The sequence below is a fragment of the Micromonospora sp. CPCC 205539 genome (assembly GCF_036906815.1).
Lineage (GTDB): Bacteria > Actinomycetota > Actinomycetes > Mycobacteriales > Micromonosporaceae > Micromonospora.
In genome coordinates this window covers 94,540-112,498 of record NZ_JBAKHW010000008.1, presented here as the reverse complement: position 1 = coordinate 112,498, position 17,959 = coordinate 94,540, and the positions used below count along the sequence as shown (strand labels likewise).

The window sequence follows — 17,959 nt, the reverse complement described above, 5'->3', positions numbered from 1 at the left end:
CGTAGCGTCCCGTAGATTCTCCACCCGTGTCAACGCAGGTGCCCGCACTCCTCGACGGCCTGGTGGATGACGCCGCCGTCTTTCCACCGGGCAGCGCCACGCTGCCGGACGCCCTCGCCGCCCACCGTCAGCACCGCACCGCCTGGTATTACGACCTGGTCGGCCCGCTGCTGATCCCGGCCTCGACCATCACCAGAGGCGAGCTGAGCGGCCTCGTCGACCCCGGCGAGGGCCTGGTGGTCGGGGTCATCGGTGACACCGGGATCGAGAGCCTGCCCTTCGCGCTCTCGTCGCTGGCACCGCACAGCGTGACCGCGCGCCAGGTCGAGGTGGCGGTCGCCAAGCGGGGCGAGGATCCGCTGCCCGGCCTCGCCGACCTGCTGCGGGTCACCGCCACGATGCGCGGCCTCGAGGCCGTCTACGCCGAGCTGCCGTTGACCTTCGGGCTGATGGGCGCGCTGGACGCGCTCGCCGCCGCTCGGGCCGACGGAGTGCCGATCGCAGCCAAGTTCCGGACCGGTGGGCTGGCCGCCGAGCTCTTCCCGACCCCGACCGAGCTGGCCGCGGTGATCTGCGCCTGCCGGGACCGAAACCTGCCGTTCAAGCTCACCGCCGGGCTGCACGAGGCGGTCCGGCACCTCGACCCGGCAACCGGGTTCACCCACCACGGCTACGCCAACGTGCTGGCCGCGACGCTGGCCGCCGCCGAGGGCGACGGCGTGCAGGCCGTCGCCGAGCTGCTGACCGTCGCCGACCCGCGCCCGCTCCTCGAGCGGACCAGCGGACGGCTCGACGCACCCCGCCCGCTCTGGGTCGGCTTCGGCTCGTGCAGCATCCTGGAACCACTGACCGATCTGATCCGGCTGGGGCTGGTGAACGGGGGGCACGACGCATGACCTGGGTGACCGGCGCCGATGGTTCGCCGTACGGAGTGACGAACCTGCCGTACGGGGTCTTTCGGCAGGACGGGGGTTCGCCGCGGATCGGCGTGCGGATCGGGTCATGGGTGTTCGACCTGGCCGGGGCGGAAGCCGCCGATCTGGTGCTGGCCGCCGGCACGCTGTGCCGGCCCACCCTCAACGACTTCATGGCGTTGGGGCGTCCGCAGTGGACGGCCGTCCGGCAGCGGATCACCGAGCTGCTGACCGATCCGGCGCACCGGTCGGCCGTGGAGCCGCTGCTCGTGTCGCTGGACGAGGTGGAGTTGCTGCTCCCCGTCGAGGTGGCCGACTACGTCGACTTCTACTCCTCGGAGCACCACGCGGCGAACGTCGGGCAGATCTTCCGCCCAGGCCAGCCGCCGCTGCTGCCGAACTGGAAGCACCTGCCGATCGGCTACCACGGGCGGGCCGGGACGGTGGTCGTCTCGGGTACGCCGGTGGTCCGCCCCGTCGGGCAGCGCGCCTCCGCCGAGGGCCCGGTCACCGGCCCGTCGGTACGTCTCGACATCGAGGCCGAGGTCGGCTTCGTGGTGGGCGTACCGAGCGCGCTGGGCGACCGGGTCTCCGTCGACGAGTTCGCCGACCACGTCTTCGGCGTGGTGCTGGTCAACGACTGGTCGGCCCGGGACATCCAGGCCTGGGAGTACCAGCCGCTCGGCCCGTTCCTGGGCAAGTCCTTCGCCACCTCGGTCTCGGCCTGGGTGACGCCGCTGGACGCACTCGCCGACGCCTTCGTGCCGGCCCCCGATCAGGACCCGCCGGTGGTCGACTACCTGCGCGACGTGCCGCACCGGGGGCTGGACCTCCGGCTGGCGGTGGAGTGGAACGGCGAGCGGGTCAGCGAGCCGCCGTTCGCCACCATGTACTGGACGCCGGCCCAGCAGTTGGCACACCTCACCGTCAACGGCGCCTCCCTGCGCACCGGTGACCTGTACGCCTCGGGCACCGTCTCCGGCCCGGACCGTGGGCAGGTCGGCTCGTTCCTGGAGCTGAGCTGGGGCGGTGCCGAGCCGGTGCGGCTCGGCGACGAGAGTCGCGCCTTCCTGGCCGACGGCGACACGGTGACGATCACCGCCACCGCGCCCGGCCCGGACGGCACCACCATCGCCCTGGGCGAGGTCACCGGGACGGTGCGGCCGGCCCGCTGAGTCGCGCCAGCCCGCCCACGGATCGTCTCGTCAGCGGGACTCGTGATCGCACGCGCTGTCCGATTTAGATCGGGCGTTACCCCGTTGCTCTACGCGGAGTTCGTCGCCCCGTCGATGGCTGCGAGCTGGGCGAATCCCGCCCGGCTGCCAGCGATAGGGCCTCTCATCGTACACGGAGGTAATGATCATGAACGATCTCGCGGGCGCGGTCTGGCGTACCAGTAGCCGCTCGAACGACCAAGGGCTCTGCGTGGAGGTGGCGGACAACCTGGTCGACGTTCTCGGTCTGGTCGCGGTCCGCGACTCCAAGGACCAGGCCGGCCCCACACTCGCCGTCAGCCCTCCGGGGTGGACAGCGTTCATCGGCGCGATCCGGGCCGGTCGCTTCGAGAACTGACCGGCGCCGCTCCCGGTCGACGATCGGTGCCGGGCGGTTGCCGGAACGGACAGCGTGGCCTCCGGGCGGTGAAAATTCCGTCCCGGGGGCCCCGTCGGCCCTTCACTCCGCGTACCGTCCAGGACACGGGAGGTGGCATGTCGACGGTGGCGGTTACCGGGTTCATCGAGGCGCACGCCGTCGATGTCTGGCGTCTGCTGATCGACCTCCCCGGCCGCGCCGCCCGGCTGACCGCCGCCGGCCCGATCGAGCTGCTCACCCCGGGCCCGTTCGGGCCGGGCACCGCCTGGCGGGAGGAGCGTGCACAGCCCGGTGGCGGCACGCTCACCGAGGAGTTTCTGGTGGTGGAGGCGCTTGCCCCACGCCGCTTGGTGCTCTGCTCCTCCGGTGCCGGCGTGGATTACCGGATCACCTGGAGCCTGCGGCCGGTCCGGCGTCGCCGACGCGGTTGCACGGCGGTCACCGTCACCCAGGAGGCGGTGCCGACCGCCCCGTACGGCCGGGTGGTGGCGCTGCTGCTCGGCGGTCTCGCCGCCCGGGCGGTCGAGGTCGCGCTCCGGCGTGATCTCACCGACCTGGCCGCCGCGGCCGACACCACCGGCTCCGTCGAGGCCGCGTGACCTGACCGAGATCCGGCCGGTTCCGCTGGGTAGGGTGCCGGGCGGAGGTGGGGCATGGGGTTCCCGAAGGGCCGGCGACGGCTCGTGATGGTGGTCGTGGCGCTGTTCGCCGTGGCGGCGGTCGCGGTCATCGTCCACCGGGTGCTCGCTCCGGCCGAAGTGAGCACGGTGGCCCGGGGCGGCTATCCGGCCGCGGCCCAGCCGGCCGCCGGCGTGATCGGGCGGCTGCCGGTCGCCCCGTTGATCGTGGACGCCCGGCTGCGGGTGTACGCGGCGCACCGCCAGGTCTACGCCGATCGACCCATCGACGGGCGGCACCGTACCTCGCCGTACTGGTCGTACCGGCGCTGGCCGGCCGAGCTGACCGGCGTGGTGGCCAGTGGCAGCACGGTGGTGAGCCGCTGGTCCGACGGCCGGCTGGTCGCGCTCGACGCTCCGACCGGCCGGGTGCTGTGGCGAGCGGACGGCCCCGCGCCGGCGGAGACCGGGGTGACGGTGCGGCGTACCGGCGCGGCCACCGTCTGGGACCCGCGAGGGCTCTACCTGACCAACCTCGCGGATGGCCGTACGGCGCTGGTGGTCACTGGCGACACGCAGGCGCGCGGGGTGGAGTTGGCCGGCGGCCGGGAGCTGTGGCGGGTTGACCTGCCCGGTCGCTGCCGCAGTGATGTCGGCACCACCCCGTCCGGGCAGCTGATCGGGCTGGACCGCTGTGCGGGGCCGGCCACGGTCGAGTTGCGGGACGCGGCGACCGGTGCGGTGCGCGAGCGCTGGCGACCACCGGGCGCCACGGACGAGGTGGTGGTGACCCCGCTCGGCTGCCGTGCCGGCCACTCGGGATGTCCGGCGCTGCGGACCGCAGGGCCGGGCGACGCGGGTGGCCGGGGTTGGCTGCTGGGCGGCGGCGAGCCGACCGCTGCGTCCGCACTGGATCCGGCCGGCGCCACCCTGGCCGGTGAGCAGGCGGTCACCGTTTCCGACGGGGTCGCGGTGGGTCGATCGGCCCGGTCGGGCGGCGAACTCTGGCGGGTCGACGGGCTGGGGACCGCCCGGCTGATCGCCGTTCAACCCGGCCGGGTGCACCTGCTGACCGATGCGAACGACCTGGTGACGCTCGACCCGGTGAGCGGCAGGCAGCTCTCCCGTTTCTCGCTCAACGTCGGCTCGGATGGGACGGGCTGGGCACCGGGGGCGGTGGCAGCCGCGGACGGCTACCTGGCGGTGGAGCGGCTCCGCGAGCCGGTCGACCCGGCGGGCGACGACCAGCGCTACTACCTGACCGCCGAGGCGGTGATCCTGGCCGCCACCTGATCGTGGTGCCTTGAGCGCCGGACCGGGAAACACACACGACATCTGACCAGAAAAGGTACGTTTTTCACGGTTCAGGTTTCGCGTTCAGGTTTCGGACCGGAAGGGGTCGGCGCATGGGTAGGACAGCAGTCAACTGGCTCGTTGGTGGCGCGGTCGCCGCCACGGCGGGGCTCGCGTTGGCGGTCCCGTCGGTGCTCACCCCGGCCGCCGGGCCGGCGAGCGCGGTCGCCGGCGTCCGGGCCGCGCCGTCGGGGGACACCGGGGTCACCTTCGAGGTGCTACCGGGCACGCCCACACCCACGCCCACGCCCACGTACGACCCGACCCAGCCGCCGCCCAGCCCCACAGGCGACCCGACCCAGCCCCCACCCCGGCCCACGTACGACCCGACGCAGCCCCCGCCCACCGAATTGCCGGTGACCGGGTCGGGCACGTCGTCGACCGGTCCGCTGGCGCTGTTGGGCTCGGCCCTGTTGCTGGTCGGCTGGATGCTGGTTCGCCGCCAGCGGCCGGAGTGACCCGGCCGACCAGCGGCGACCTCATTGCTGGGCCGGCAGCCGTCTCCGGTATCGCCGCGCCAGCCAGGCCAGCCCGATGACCACCACCAGACCCACCGCGGCCATGGGCACGTTCCAGCCGGCTGTCATCCGGGAGAAGAACGTGCCGGGCTTGCCCACCTTGCCCGGGTCGGGGAACTCGATCTGCCGGGTCACCGCCTTCTTGATCAGGCCGCTCTCCAGGTTGACGTCGATCTTCCAGGGCCCGTTCGTCAGCTCTCTCGGGAAGCGGACGGTGACCTGCCCGGAGGTGCCCGGTGCCAACGTGGTGCCCTGCACGACGTCGAAGGGCCCGGCCCGGGTGCCGCCCGGCCCTTCGGTGAGGGTCGCCTTTCCGGTGAGGTCCAGGGCCCGGCCTCCGGTGTTCGAGACCGTGATGGCGACCGTCGGTTCACCCTCCAGGCTCCGCGCCGGCAGCAGGTCGCCGATGGTGAAATCGGAGACCGGCTCGCCGCCGGGACCGATGTCCAGGTAGACCCGGATGCCGACTCGATGGATCTGGGTGATGCTGCCGTTGGGTCGCGGCGCGGAGATCGCCGACGCCCAGACGACCCCGTACCGCTCGCCGGCGGAAGCCGTCTTCGGCACCGCGATGGTTGCCCGGACCTTCGCCTCCTCGCCCGGCTCCAGGTCGATCGCGTCGCGGTCGAGGCTGGTCCACGACGTCAACTCGTTGGCCGCGTGCCCCTCGCCGAAGACGAACTTCTGCTCCTCCAACGTCGCGGCAGCGGGATAGACGTCGATCCGCTGTCGCTCGTCCGTCCGGTTGACGATCAGGATCTGCCGCTTGATGGTCGTTCCAGGCGGCAGGTGGTCGACGATGTAGCGCAACGCCCGGGGGTCGTCGCGGCGGATGGTCGGCGCCTCCAGCAGCCTGATCCCGAGGCGGTCGTCGGCATCTGGCTCGGCCGCGCCGGCCCGGGTCGACAGACCCGGACCGGCGAGGCAGAGCAGTGCCAGCGCGACCGCGACGGTCGACCGGCCGCGGCGGCTACGCCACCGAATGCGTCACCGTCCCGGTGTAGACGCCCGCGATGCTGTCGAGCGGCACGTTGACGATCAGCGTGGGGTTCCAGGTCGCGGTGTTACCACCGGTGCCCCCGGTGTGGGTGAACGCGGTCAGCGGAGCGGCGGTGTCCAGCGGCGCCGCGGCGGCGGCGGTGGCCTGTCCCGGCGTGAACGTGCCGGTGCCGGTGGTCGCCGTGGCCGGGCCCGACCAGTAGTCGATTTCCGACGCCAGAACCGTTTCGGCCGGGGTGCCGCCGCCGGTCTGGAAGACCGTCGAGGTCACCGTGGCGACCCAGGAGGCGTCGGCCGCGCCGCGGGAGTCGGTGACGGTGACCGGGCCGAGTTGGCCGGTGATGGTGCCGCCGGGCGCGCCGCTGCCCAGGTCGGCGGTGGCGGGCGCGTCGATGTCGAGGGTGCCGACGAGCACCTCGAAGGTGACGGTGGTGGTGTCGGTGGGCGCGGCGGCGGCGGGCGCGGCGAGGAAGCCCACCATCGCCGTGGCAGCCGCCCCGGCAAGACAGATCTTGGCAGTACGCACTGGTTGTTACCCCGTTCTCGAAGTGAGCCGGCGTGGGTCAACGGCACGTCCGGATACTTCGCAACATAGGGCAGTTATCGGGCGTAAGAGGACAAAAACCTGCTTACGCCACGAGTCAGTGACGAACAGGTCAAGCCAGCGCGGCCTCGGCGGCGGCCAGGAAGGCGTCGTTCTCGGCCGGGGTGCCGATGGTGACCCGGACCCCGTCACCGGGGAACGGCCGGACGATCACACCGCGCGCCTCGCACGCCTTGCCGAACGCCACCGCGCGGTCGCCCAGCGGCAGCCAGACGAAGTTGGCCTGACTGGTCGGCACCTCGGGCACGTACTTGCGCAGCGCCTCGGTGACCCGGTCCCGCTCGGCGATGACCAGGCCGCAGCGGCGCTCCATCTCCTCGGCCTGCGCCAGCGCGGCGAGCGCACCGGCCTGAGCCGCCGAGCTGGTGGAGAACGGTGTCACGACCTTGCGGACCGCCGCGGCCACCCCTGGCTGGGCCACCAGCCAGCCGATCCGCAGCCCGGCCAGCCCCCACGCCTTGGACAGCGTGCGCAGCACCGCCACGTTCGGCCGGTCCAGGTAGTCGAGCCCGTCCGGCACCTCCGGGTCGGTGACGAACTCCCGGTACGCCTCGTCGATGACCACCAGCACGTCATCCGGCACCGCGTCGAGGAAGCGGTCCAGCTCGGCCCGGCGTACCGCGGTGCCGGTCGGGTTGTTCGGGTTGCAGACCAGGATCATCCGGGTCTGGTCGGTCACCGCCGCGGCCATCGCTGCGAGGTCGTGCCCGTGCCCGGCGTCGTTGGGCACCCGCACGCTGGTCGCGCCGCTGGTCGCCGCGATGATCGGGTACGCCTCGAACGACCGCCACGCGTAGACCAGCTCGTCGCCGGGCAGGCAGGTGGCCCGGACCAGGTGCTCGGCGAGCGCCACCGACCCGCAGCCGGTGGCGATCCGGTCCGCGTCCACCCCGTACCGCTGGGCCAGCGCGTCGCGCAGCGCGACCACGCCCATGTCCGGGTAGCGGTGCGAGGTGGTGACCGCCTCGGTGATCGCCTCCACCACGCCGGGCAGCGGCCCGTACGGCACCTCGTTGCTGGCCAGCTTGATCGCCTCCGACAGACCCAGCTCCCGGGCCAGGTCGGCGGGGCTGCGGCCCGGCACGTAGCTGGGCAGGGCGTCCAGGTCCGCGCGGGTCAGCCGCAGCGCCGGCTGGTGGCGATCGGAGTCGGTCATGGGGTGTCTCCCGGGGGCTGGGTGGGGTCGTTCGAGGGGATGGAGTCGGTGCTGCGGGGGAGTTGGACGACCACCGTCTGGGCGCGCTTGTCGTGCAGCGCCTGGCGTAGCGGGTGGTCGAAGAGGGGGGAGAAGGCGTCGACCAGTTGCAGCACCAGGCCGAGCCCGCAGCAGTACCAGAGGAGGGTGGGCATGCCGAGAGGGCTCCATCGGCGCAGTGCCCGGGCGAAGCCCAGCGGCTGGTTCTCGGCCAGCGACACCGCCTGGATCCGCATGACCCGCTTGCCGAGGGTCTGCCCGCCAGCCGCCATGGCGGGCACCTCGTACGCCAGCCAGAGGGCGGTGGCGATCACCGGGATCACCAGTTGGAGGAGCCCGGCCTGGTCGCCGAGCTGCGGCAGCCCGTCGGTGGAAGAGTCGCCGGCCAGGGAACGCCGCCACACCTCCCGCCAGTAGGGCATGGTCTCGTCGACGAGCCGCCAGACGAACCAGCCGTTCACCAGCACGTTCAGCGCGAGAAGGAGGGCGAAGTCGATCAGTCGGGCGGTCAACCGCGAGCCCAGGCCGGCCAGCGCCAACCCGTGCGGGCGCGGCTCGGGCGGTCGTCCGGGCCAACCCGCCGGGCCAACCTGTGGTGCCCAGCCGGGCGGTACGCCCTGCGGCGACCAGCCCGGCGGGCCGGCCTGCGGACCCCAACCCGGGCCATGGCCGGGCTGCGGGCCGTACCCCGGTTGCGGGCCGGGACCGGGTTGCGGGCCGGGACCGGGTTGCGGGCCGGGACCGGGTTGCGGGCCGGGACCGGGTTGCGGGCCGGGACCGGCTTGCGGACCTGGTCCGGGGTGCGGCGGCCAGCCGGGCGCGACGGTCGCGGGCGTGGTCGGCGCCTCGGGAGCGGCCGGGGCGGGTGGTGGCTCGACCGGAGGTGGTCCGTCCGGTGGGGTGGCGTCGACGGGGATGGGCGCGCCGAGCCAGCCCTCGCCGTCCCAGTACCGCCGGGTCTCACGATCGGCGGGGTCGACATACCAGCCAGGCTGCACGGTCACTCGAACACCTTAACGACGACCGTGCTGGCGAACTTGTCGTGGAGGCACTGCTGCCAGGGCTTGTCCCAGAGTTGCCACAGCCCGTCGACGTAGCTGAGCCCCGGGATCAGCGAACTCCCCAGGTACTGCACGAGCCACCGCCGGCCGGCCATCCGCCGGTCCAACGTGCCGTTCGGGTCGAGCGGCACCACGCGCAGCTTGAGCACCTTCTTGCCGAGCGTCTGACCGCCGCGCTTGAGGTACTCGACGTGGTAGAGCCAGTAGAACCCGAGGAGCACGACGATCAACCCGAACTCGGCCAGCAGCATCGGCAGGAAGAAGCTCGTGAATATGTAGCTCGGGTCGTACTCCACGAAGGTCCCGTCCGGGTTGGTCCGCGACATCTCGGTCGTCATGCGCATGAAGAGGATCAGGAAGACCGGCATGAACAGCACCATCGCCACAGCGGTGGCCAGCGCCGTGTCGATCAGCCAGGCCAACAGCCGGTCGCCGAAGCTGGCCAGCGGCTGCCCGCCCGGGCTCAGCATCGGCGGTGGGGCCGGGTGGGGCGGCCCCGCGTGCCAGGGCGGCGGGGCGGGGGCGTACTGCGGCGGCACGGCGTACCCCGGGGGGTGGGGTCCGGGCGGCGGCGCGACGCCGCCGGCGGCGGGCGGGGGCCCACCGGCCGGCGGCATCGGGTACGACGGAGGCTGCGTCACGCTCGACAGTGTTACAGGTTGCCGCGAGCGTCCTGCTCCCGCTCGATGGCCTGGAAGAGCGCCTTGAAGTTGCCCTTGCCGAAGCCGAGCGAGCCGTGCCGCTCGATCAACTCGAAGAAGACCGTCGGGCGGTCCTGCACGGGCTTGGTGAAGATCTGCAGCAGGTAGCCGTCCTCGTCCCGGTCGACCAGGATCTTGCGGGCCTTCAGCTCCTCGATCGGCACCCGTACGTTGCCGATCCGAGCCCGCAGCTCCGGGTCCTCGTAGTACGAGTCCGGGGTGTCCAGGAACTCCACGCCGGCGGCCCGCATCGCGTCGACGCTGCTCAGGATGTCGTTGGTGGCGACCGCGATGTGCTGGGGGCCCGGGCCCTGGTAGAACTCCAGGTACTCGTCGATCTGCGACTTCTTGCGGGCGATCGCCGGCTCGTTCAGCGGGAACTTGACCTTGCGGGTGCCGTTCGCCACGACCTTGCTCATCAGCGCCGAGTAATCGGTGGCGATGTCGTCACCGATGAACTCCGCCATGTTCGAGAAGCCCATCACGCGCTTGTAGAACTCGACCCACTCGTCCATCCGGCCCAGCTCCACGTTGCCGACCACGTGGTCGACGGCCTGGAAGAAGCGCTTCGGCTGGATGCCGGCGTCGATCATCGGCTGCCGGTTCACGATCGGGCCGCGGGCCACGAAGCCGGGCAGGAACGGGCCGGTGTAGCGGGACCGGTCGACCAGCGTGTGCCGGGTGTCGCCGTACGTGGCGATGGCCGCCATCCGGACCGTGCCGTGCTCGTCGGTCACCTCGTGCGGCTCGACCAGGCCGGTGGCGCCCTGGGCGACGGCGTGGGCGTACGCGGTGTCGACGTTCGGCACCTCCAGCGCGATGTCGCTCACCCCGTCGCTGTGCCGGGCCACGTGCTCCGCGCCGTCGGCGTCCGGGCGCACCGCGCCGGTCAGCACGAACCGGGCCGAGCCGCTGGTCAGCACGTACTGGGCGTGGTCCCGGTAGCCCTGCTCGGGGCCGCGGTACGCCACGCAGGTCATGCCGAACGCGGTGGAGTAGTAGTGCGCGGCCTGCTTGGCGTTGCCGACCAGGAAGTGCACGTGGTCGAGGCCCTTGACCGGGAACGGGTCGTGGCTGATGTCGTGGTCGACGGCGCCGATGAGCCGGTCGACGTCGACGTCCTCGGTCGACTGGGGTCGGTCGATCGCCTGGGTCATGATGGCCCTCCCTCGCGTACCGGCCGGCCTGGTGGGCCGCCGTGGTGGTCTTGTGGCGAGGATCGCGGCACCGGCCCTGGCTGGGCAACTGGTGGTGAAAATGCTGGTCAGGTTGCGCATTCGGTATGGTCTGGACCCATGAAGGGTGAGCAGGCTGTACAGCTCGACGCGCTCGACGCACGCTTGATCGAACTGCTCGCGGAGGAGCCGCGTATCGGGGTGTTGGAGTGCTCCCGGCGGCTCGGCGTGGCCCGGGGCACCGTTCAGGCCCGACTGGACAAGCTGGTCGACCGGGGCGTCATCGGCGGCTTCGGCCCGGAGATCTCCCCGGCCGCGATCGGTTTCGGGGTGACCAGCTTCGTCACCCTGGAGATCAGTCAGCGACAGGGCCACGATCCGGTCACCGCCCACCTGGCCGCCATCCCCGAGGTGCTGGAGGCGCACACCATCACCGGCTCCAGCGACCTGCTCTGCCGGATCGTGGCCCGCTCCAACACCGACCTGCAACGGGTCATCGACCAGATCGTCTCCTCGGTCGGCATCACCCGCGCGTCGACGATCATCGCGCTCGCCGAGCAGATCCCCTACCGCACGCTCCCGTTGGTGCGGAGCGCCGTCCAGCGGTGAGGCAGGTCCACCGCTAACACCTTCGACGCCAGAAAGCGCGGCGACACGGCGGTCCGGGCGTACAGAAGATCCGTGATCGTGGCTACCGTGTGCGGTGTGGCGAAGGGGAGCGTGCGCGGCGGGCTGCTGCTTGGCCTCGTCGCGGTCGTCGCCCTCGCTGCGACCGGCGTGTGGAACCCCTTCCCGAAGCTGTGGGACTGGGTGGACCGCAGCGACCCCATCTCCGAGCCGGACGTGGTCTGGCAGCAGCGGATCGGCGGCACCCCGCGCAGCGTGACCATCGCCGGTGACACCGTCGTGGTCGAGCAGCGCACCCGGGTCGAGGCCCGCAGCCTGGCCACCGGCGCCCAGCTTTGGGAGCGCAAGGCGGACTGGGCGGCGGTCGCCGGCGGCGACGGGGACCCGGTCGTCGCCGTGGGCAAGCTCCTGGTCAAGGGGTACGAGCTGCTCGACCCCGCCACCGGCGCGACGCGGCGACGCGACGGCGACGCGGTGGCCGTCTGGACGTACCGCAACCTGCTGCTGGACGCCCACTGCACGGAAGCCACCGACTGCACCCTGAGCGCCTGGGACCCACGCGGCACCGCGCCACTGTGGACGGCCTTCCTGCCCGGGGTGAGCAGTGGGCTGCTCGCCGACAACCCCGGTCTGCGCGGCACCCGCCGGCTCACCGCCACCCGGGTCGACGACGGGGTGGCCGGGCCGGAGGCGGTGCCGCCGCTGCTCGGCTTCCCGGTCGACGGCCGCGTGCACGTCGTCGACACCGCCACCGGCCGGGTTCTGCAGAACGTCGAACCGGAGCGGGACGAGCGGCTCTCCGTGGTGGGTGGCCGGATGCTGCGCATCGCCGCCCGATCCCAGGACGGCAGCTGCTACTTCGCCATCTCCGCCCGCGACCCGGCGACCGGCCAGGAGACCTGGCAGCGGGCCGGGATCAACCTGCGGACCGCCGACAGCGCCGGCTGCGTGCAGCGGGAGGACCCGCAGGGCGCGCGGAACGTGCTGATCGGGGTCGCCCCGGACGGCCGTGAGGCGGTCATCGACGGGTACGACGGGCGCCTGCTCTGGGTGGGCGAACGCGACACCAAGCTGATCGCGGTCGACGACCGCTACGCGGTGTTCCGCACCGCCGACAAGCGCTCGGTGGTGTCCCGGGAGCTGGGCACCGACCGGGTCCGGTGGACCCGTCCCGCCAGCGGCAAGGTCACCGCGGCGCTCACCCCGTACGCGGCGGTGGTCGCCGACGAGAAGCCGTCCCGGCTGGTCGCCCTCGACCCGCGGACCGGCCGGGAACTGGCTGTCCTCCGGACCTCGGCGAACGCCCTCGCGGTCGGGTCGCAAGGAATGATCATCGGTGAGGGCCGGGAGATCGGGTACGTCCGCTTCGGCGCCTCGGCGGGCAACCCCGCCCCACCCCCTGGGAACGGCGGCACCCCCCGGCCGGGCGGCACCGGCCCTGGTGGCTCCACGCCCTCCGACGACGACACGTGCGGGCCCAAGCGAGAAAACTGCCCGGACCCGGTCGGCGGCAAGGACGGCTGAACCGGCCGGCGGCCCCTGCCCGCGGTGCTGGTGACGGCGGTGACCGGGACGGTCGCGCGGCGTGGTGGGCCTCCCGGGTGAGAGCGGCGTCCCAGGACGAGCCCGGCGGGTGGGAATGATCGACCGGTCTGCCCTAGGCTTGCCGCTCATGAGCAGTGCCGCCGCATTCTCGTACGCCCCCCTGCTGCCGACCGGCCCCGATCAGACGGACTATCGCCTGGTCACCGACGAGGGCGTGGACGTCGTACACGGCCCCGGGGGCCGCCGGTTCCTCACCGTGGAGCCGGCTGCACTCACCGCGTTGACCGCCGAGGCGATGCACGACATCGCGCACTTCCTGCGCCCGGCGCACCTGGCCCAGCTCCGGGCGATCATCGACGACCCGGCCGCTTCGCCGAACGATCGGTTCGTCGCGTTGGACCTGCTGCGCAACGCCAACATCGCCGCCGGCGGGGTGTTGCCGATGTGCCAGGACACCGGCACCGCGATCGTGATGGGCAAGCGCGGCCGGCACGTGCTGACCGACGGCGCCGACGCCGAGGCCATCTCCCGGGGCGTCTACCAGGCGTACACCAAGCTGAACCTGCGCTACTCGCAGCTCGCCCCACTCACCATGTGGGACGAGCGGAACACCGGCAGTAACCTGCCGGCCCAGGTGGACCTGTACGCCGAGGACCCGGACGGGCACCCCGACGCGTACAAGTTCCTCTTCATGGCCAAGGGTGGCGGCTCGGCCAACAAGTCCTACCTCTACCAGGAGACCAAGGCCCTGCTCAACCCGACGCGGATGATGCAGTTCCTGGAGGAGAAGCTGCGGCTGATCGGCACCGCCGCCTGCCCGCCGTACCACCTGGCCATCGTCATCGGCGGCACCTCCGCCGAGTACGCGCTGAAGACCGCGAAGTACGCCAGCGCCAAGTACCTCGACGCGCTGCCCACCGCCGGCTCGATGAGCGCGCACGGCTTCCGCGACCTGGAGCTGGAGGCGGAGGTGCTGGAGCTGACCCGCAACTTCGGCATCGGCGCACAGTTCGGTGGCCGGTACTTCTGCCACGACGTGCGGGTGGTCCGCCTGCCCCGGCATGGTGCCTCCTGCCCGGTGGCGATCGCCGTCTCCTGCTCGGCCGACCGGCAGGCGGTCGCCAAGATCACCCCGTCGGGTGTGTGGTTGGAGCGACTGGAGACCGACCCGGCGCGCTTCCTGCCCGACGTCACCGACGATTCGCTCGACGCCGAGTTGGTCGTCCGGGTCGACCTGAACCGGCCGATGGACGAGATCCGTGCCGAGCTGTCCAAGTACCCGGTGAAGACCCGGCTGTCGCTGTCCGGCCCGCTGGTGGTGGCCCGGGACATCGCGCACGCCAAGATCGCCGAACGGCTGGATGCCGGCGAGCCGATGCCGCAGTACCTGCGCGACCACGCTGTCTACTACGCCGGCCCCGCGAAGACCCCCGAGGGTTACGCTTCCGGCTCGTTCGGCCCGACCACCGCCGGCCGGATGGACGCCTACGTGGAGAAGTTCCAGGCTGCCGGCGGATCGCAGGTGATGCTCGCCAAGGGCAACCGGTCGGGTCAGGTGACCCGGTCCTGCCACCAGCACGGCGGCTTCTACCTCGGCTCGATCGGCGGCCCCGCGGCCCGCCTCGCCCAGGACTGCATCAAGCACGTAGAGGTGCTCGAGTATCCGGAGCTGGGCATGGAGGCGGTCTGGAAGATCGAGGTGGAGGACTTCCCGGCCTTCATCGTGGTCGACGACAAGGGCAACGACTTCTTCGCCGAGGTCACCAAGCCGGTGCTTACCGTCGGCCGCCGCTGACCGTCAGGTACGCGTGAGAGGGCGCCGAGCGAATCCGCTCGGCGCCCTCTCGTCGTCCGCGCCCCGTCGACATCGGTGCGCCCACCCCTCGTGGAGCAGGCGCACCGCCCCCGTCGGATGCCGTCACCGACAACCCGGAGCGAGTGTCGGGTGCACCGCTGTCGATCCACTCTCAGATCACTATCGACTGATCGGGTCGAACTGTGATCGCCGGGCTACTCTGCTGGATGTTGCACCACAAATGCGGGGGAGTAGATGCTATTCGGGATCCTGGGGCCTCTGCGGGTTGGCGGTGGCGAAGCCACCGTCACCGCCGGGCGCGACCGGATCGTGCTCGCCATGCTGCTGCTGCGGGCCGGCCGGCTGGTGCCGGTCGAGGAGCTGATCGACGCGGTCTGGGAGGAGCGCCCGCCGGCCACCGCCCGGGCACAGCTGCAGACCTGCGTCTCGCGGTTGCGCCGCCGGTTCGCCGAGCTCGGCCTGGCCGCCGACAACATCGTCACCGACCCGGTGGGGTACGGCATCCGTACCGGTCCGGCCGATGTGGACGCCGAGGTCTTCGCTCGCGGCGCGGAGGCGGCCCGGGTCGCGGTCGCGGCCGGCCGGTTGACCGACGCGCGGGAGCGGTTCCGGGCCGCCCTGGCGCTCTGGCGAGGGACCGCGCTCGGTGGCATCTCCAGCCGTAGCGTCCGCCGCCGCGCGCAGGCGCTCGAGGAGCAGCGCCTCACCGTGCTGGAGGAGTGCGTCGGCGTCGAGTTGCGCCTCGGGCAGGCCGCCGAGCTGATCGAGGAGCTGACCGAGAGCGTCGATCAGCACCCGCTGCGGGAACGGCTGCGCGGTCAACTGATGCTCGCCCTCTCGTCGGTCGGTCGGCAGGCCGACGCGCTCGCGGTCTACCGGGAGGGTCGGCGGTTGTACGCCGAGGAGCTGGGCATCGAACCGGGTGCCGAGTTGCAGGAGCTGCACCAGCGGGTGCTCGCCGGCGACCTCGCCCTGACCGGTCGGGAGACCCGGTCGATCGCCCCGGTCCGCTCGTTGCCACGGGCCATCGGTGACTTCACCGGCCGGCAGGAGACGGTGGCCCGCCTCGTCAAGGAGATCGAGGAGGACGGCGCCCGGATCCAGCTCATCGACGGGATGGCCGGCAGCGGCAAGACGACACTCGCAGTGCACCTTGCCACCGCCCTCGGGGAGCGTTACCCGGACGCCCAGCTCTTCCTCGACCTGCACGGGCACAGCACCCACGCCCCGGTGGCCCCGGCCGCGGCGGTCGCCACCCTGCTGCGGCAGCTGGGCGTTCCGGCCGAGCGGGTGCCGGTGAGCCTGGACGACCGGCTGGCGCTCTGGCGGACCGAGTTGGCGGGTCGGCGGGCACTGGTGGTGCTGGACGACGCGGCCAGCGCCGACCAGGTTTCCCCGCTGCTCCCCAACGGCCCGGACTGCCTGCTGCTGATCACGAGTCGCCGCCGGCTGGTCGGCCTGGACGAGGGCCGGCCCTCATCGCTGTCCGTGCTGGACCCGGACGAGGGCGTTGAACTGCTCGGCCGGGTGGCCGGCGAGCAGCGCGTCGCCGCCGAGCCCGAGGCCGCGGCCGAGGTGGCCCGCAGATGCGGGTACCTGCCGCTGGCGATCCGGCTGGCCGGCGCGCGACTGGCGCACCGGCCCCGTTGGCGGGTGGCCGACCTGGCCGAGCGCCTGGTCGCCGGCGCGGGCCCGCTGGCGGAGCTGATCGCTGGAGAGCGCTCGGTGGGGCAGGCGTTCGCCCTGTCGTACGCCCAGGTCTCGCCGGCGGCGCAGCGGTTGTTCCGGATGCTCGGCCTGCACACCAGCACCCGGTTCGACAGCCGGGTGGCCGCCGCGCTCGGCGAGCTGACGATGCCCGAGGCACAGGACGTCCTCGACGAGCTGGTGGACTCGCATCTGGCCGAGGAGGTGGAGCCGGGCCGGTACCGGCTGCACGACCTGCTCCGGGAGTACGCCCGTACGCTGCTCGCCGAGCCGGAGAACGCGGCCGAGCGCGCCGCCGCCGTCGAACGACTGCTCGACTACCACCTGCATGTGGCCGCGGCCATCGCGCGGACGATCGAGTCGTCGGGCAGCCGGAGCAGGTTCCGGCTACCGGACGCACCCCGTCCCGATCTGGTCGCCGCGGCGGCTGCTCAGGGCCGGGGCTGGTTCGAGGAGAACCGGTCGGCGTTGACCGCCCTGGTCCGGCTGGCCTACGGCGAGGGCTTCCTGCGGCACTCCTGGCAGTTGGCCCGCGCCTGCTGGCGCTTTCACTTCGTGGGCGGTCACCTGGACGAGCTGATCGAGACCCACACCGTCGGCCGGCGCGCCGCCGAGCAGCTCGGCGACGACGAGGCCGTGGCGACGACGCTGAACTACCTCTCCTCGGCGTACTACCGGCTGGCCCGGTTCGACGAGGCGATCCGACTGATGGAGGTGGGCCTCGAACTGGTCCGGCGGCGCGGGCTGCGGGAGGAGATGTCCAACGTGCTGGGCAACCTCGGTGTGTCCTACGCCGCGAACGGGGACTACCAGCGAAGCATGGAGTGCTTCGAAGAGTCGTCGGCGTTGATCCAGATCACCACCGATGCGGCGGAGCTGTCGAACCTGCTGAACAATCTGTCCTTCGCCCTGCTGTGCTGGGGCCGTTACGAGGAGGCGCTGCGGATCAGCCGGCACCACCTCCTGCTGTCCCGGGAGGTCGACGACACGATCCAGTTGGCGCACGCGGTCGGCCACGTCGGGATGATCCGGCGTCGGATGGGCGACGCCGCGCCCGCCCGGCGGCTGTTGCGGGCGGCGCTGCGTCTGAAGCGGAACTCCGGCAACCGGTTCGGGGAGGGCGAGGTGCTCAACGAGCTCGCCGTGATGGATCGCGTCGACGGCCGACCCGAGGTGGCCGCCGCGATGCACCGGGAGGCGCTGGTGGCGATGATGGAGATCGGCGACCGGATCGGCCAGTGCGCCTCACGCAACCTCCTGGCCCGGGCGATCCTCGACGCGGGTGACGTGCTGAGCGCGCTCGACCTGTACCGCCGGGTGCTCGCCGACGCCACCCGGTTCGGTGCCCGCTACGAGCAGGCCCGGGCGCTGGAGGGCATCGCACGCTGCGTACGGGACACCGACCCGACGGCGGCCCGCGCGCACCTGATCCGGGCGCTGTCCCTGTTCCAGCAGGTCGATTCGCCGGACCGGCACGAGGTGCAGCGGCTGCTGGCCGAGTTGGACTGAGGGGATCATCTGCGGGTCGGCGACG

Annotated in this window: 16 protein-coding genes; 10 read left to right on the top strand and 6 right to left on the bottom strand. The window is 72.4% G+C overall.

The genetic code is table 11. The features are described 5' to 3' along the window. Positions 1-26 precede the first annotated feature (26 nt). The 6 genes from V6V47_RS10030 (at position 27) to V6V47_RS10005 (ending at position 4,935) form a co-directional block, all read left to right on the top strand. Positions 27-896, top strand: coding sequence for a hypothetical protein (locus tag V6V47_RS10030; protein ID WP_334627816.1), 870 nt, complete (start codon positions 27-29; stop codon positions 894-896). Then, positions 893-2,089: a fumarylacetoacetase gene (gene fahA / locus V6V47_RS10025; RefSeq protein ID WP_334627815.1), complete on the top strand. Its 1,197-nt coding sequence runs from the start codon at positions 893-895 to the stop codon at positions 2,087-2,089. Before V6V47_RS10030 ends, fahA begins: the two co-directional genes overlap by 4 nt. 187 nt (positions 2,090-2,276) lie before the next feature. After that, positions 2,277-2,486, top strand: a complete 210-nt coding sequence (locus tag V6V47_RS10020) for a DUF397 domain-containing protein (protein ID WP_334627814.1) — start codon at positions 2,277-2,279, stop codon at positions 2,484-2,486. Positions 2,487-2,623: 137 nt separating this feature from the next. Next, positions 2,624-3,106, top strand: coding sequence for an SRPBCC family protein (locus V6V47_RS10015; protein ID WP_334627813.1), 483 nt, complete (start codon positions 2,624-2,626; stop codon positions 3,104-3,106). 54 nt (positions 3,107-3,160) lie between these two features. After that, positions 3,161-4,417: an outer membrane protein assembly factor BamB family protein gene (locus V6V47_RS10010; protein WP_334627812.1), complete on the top strand. Its 1,257-nt coding sequence runs from the start codon at positions 3,161-3,163 to the stop codon at positions 4,415-4,417. Positions 4,418-4,530: 113 nt separating this feature from the next. Then, on the top strand, positions 4,531-4,935 hold the full coding sequence (locus V6V47_RS10005) for a hypothetical protein (RefSeq protein ID WP_334627811.1): 405 nt from the start codon (positions 4,531-4,533) through the stop codon (positions 4,933-4,935). Between the two features lie 21 nt (positions 4,936-4,956). Here the strand turns inward: V6V47_RS10005 and V6V47_RS10000 are convergent, their stop codons facing one another. The 6 genes from V6V47_RS10000 to hppD form a co-directional block, all read right to left on the bottom strand. Further along, complete coding sequence (locus V6V47_RS10000; RefSeq protein ID WP_334627810.1) at positions 4,957-5,805, bottom strand: hypothetical protein; 849 nt, start codon at positions 5,803-5,805, stop codon at positions 4,957-4,959. A 160-nt stretch (positions 5,806-5,965) separates the two neighbouring features. Further along, positions 5,966-6,520: a hypothetical protein gene (locus V6V47_RS09995; RefSeq protein WP_334627809.1), complete on the bottom strand. Its 555-nt coding sequence runs from the start codon at positions 6,518-6,520 to the stop codon at positions 5,966-5,968. 130 nt (positions 6,521-6,650) lie between these two features. Continuing rightward, positions 6,651-7,754 carry a histidinol-phosphate transaminase gene (gene hisC / locus V6V47_RS09990; protein ID WP_334627808.1) on the bottom strand — a complete coding sequence of 368 codons (1,104 nt, stop codon included), beginning with the start codon at positions 7,752-7,754 and terminating at the stop codon, positions 6,651-6,653. After that, a complete protein-coding gene (locus V6V47_RS09985) occupies positions 7,751-8,797 on the bottom strand; it encodes an RDD family protein (RefSeq protein WP_334627807.1) in 1,047 nt (348 codons plus the stop codon). The genes hisC and V6V47_RS09985 overlap by 4 nt, the downstream gene beginning before the upstream one ends. Then, entirely contained in the window at positions 8,794-9,495 is a 702-nt protein-coding gene (locus V6V47_RS09980; RefSeq protein ID WP_334627806.1) for an RDD family protein, read from the bottom strand. Before V6V47_RS09980 ends, V6V47_RS09985 begins: the two co-directional genes overlap by 4 nt. A gap of 11 nt (positions 9,496-9,506) precedes the next feature. Continuing rightward, on the bottom strand, positions 9,507-10,712 hold the full coding sequence (gene hppD, locus V6V47_RS09975) for a 4-hydroxyphenylpyruvate dioxygenase (RefSeq protein ID WP_334627805.1): 1,206 nt from the start codon (positions 10,710-10,712) through the stop codon (positions 9,507-9,509). 138 nt (positions 10,713-10,850) lie between these two features. Between hppD and V6V47_RS09970 the strand changes: the two genes are divergently transcribed. From V6V47_RS09970 to V6V47_RS09955, 4 genes are all read left to right on the top strand, one after another. Then, on the top strand, positions 10,851-11,339 hold the full coding sequence (locus tag V6V47_RS09970) for an Lrp/AsnC family transcriptional regulator (protein WP_334627804.1): 489 nt from the start codon (positions 10,851-10,853) through the stop codon (positions 11,337-11,339). Positions 11,340-11,426: 87 nt separating this feature from the next. Next, positions 11,427-12,881: an outer membrane protein assembly factor BamB family protein gene (locus V6V47_RS09965; protein ID WP_442934210.1), complete on the top strand. Its 1,455-nt coding sequence runs from the start codon at positions 11,427-11,429 to the stop codon at positions 12,879-12,881. Between the two features lie 148 nt (positions 12,882-13,029). After that, on the top strand, positions 13,030-14,697 hold the full coding sequence (locus V6V47_RS09960; RefSeq protein ID WP_334627803.1) for a fumarate hydratase: 1,668 nt from the start codon (positions 13,030-13,032) through the stop codon (positions 14,695-14,697). A 255-nt stretch (positions 14,698-14,952) separates the two neighbouring features. Then, positions 14,953-17,934 (top strand): AfsR/SARP family transcriptional regulator, encoded by a 2,982-nt coding sequence (locus V6V47_RS09955; protein WP_334627802.1) that lies wholly within the window; start codon positions 14,953-14,955, stop codon positions 17,932-17,934. Positions 17,935-17,959: the final 25 nt, after the last annotated feature.

Excerpts from the sequence above, each read along its gene's own strand:
- V6V47_RS10020 (WP_334627814.1), top strand. The coding sequence starts at position 2,277 with ATGAACGATCTCGCGGGCGCGGTCTGGCGTACCAGTAGCCGCTCGAAC.
- V6V47_RS10010 (WP_334627812.1), top strand. The coding sequence starts at position 3,161 with ATGGGGTTCCCGAAGGGCCGGCGACGGCTCGTGATGGTGGTCGTGGCG.
- hppD (WP_334627805.1), bottom strand. The coding sequence starts at position 10,712 with ATGACCCAGGCGATCGACCGACCCCAGTCGACCGAGGACGTCGACGTC.
- V6V47_RS10015 (WP_334627813.1), top strand. The coding sequence starts at position 2,624 with ATGTCGACGGTGGCGGTTACCGGGTTCATCGAGGCGCACGCCGTCGAT.
- V6V47_RS09955 (WP_334627802.1), top strand. The coding sequence starts at position 14,953 with ATGCTATTCGGGATCCTGGGGCCTCTGCGGGTTGGCGGTGGCGAAGCC.
- fahA (WP_334627815.1), top strand. The coding sequence starts at position 893 with ATGACCTGGGTGACCGGCGCCGATGGTTCGCCGTACGGAGTGACGAAC.
- V6V47_RS10005 (WP_334627811.1), top strand. The coding sequence starts at position 4,531 with ATGGGTAGGACAGCAGTCAACTGGCTCGTTGGTGGCGCGGTCGCCGCC.
- V6V47_RS09970 (WP_334627804.1), top strand. The coding sequence starts at position 10,851 with ATGAAGGGTGAGCAGGCTGTACAGCTCGACGCGCTCGACGCACGCTTG.
- V6V47_RS09960 (WP_334627803.1), top strand. The coding sequence starts at position 13,030 with ATGAGCAGTGCCGCCGCATTCTCGTACGCCCCCCTGCTGCCGACCGGC.
- hisC (WP_334627808.1), bottom strand. The coding sequence starts at position 7,754 with ATGACCGACTCCGATCGCCACCAGCCGGCGCTGCGGCTGACCCGCGCG.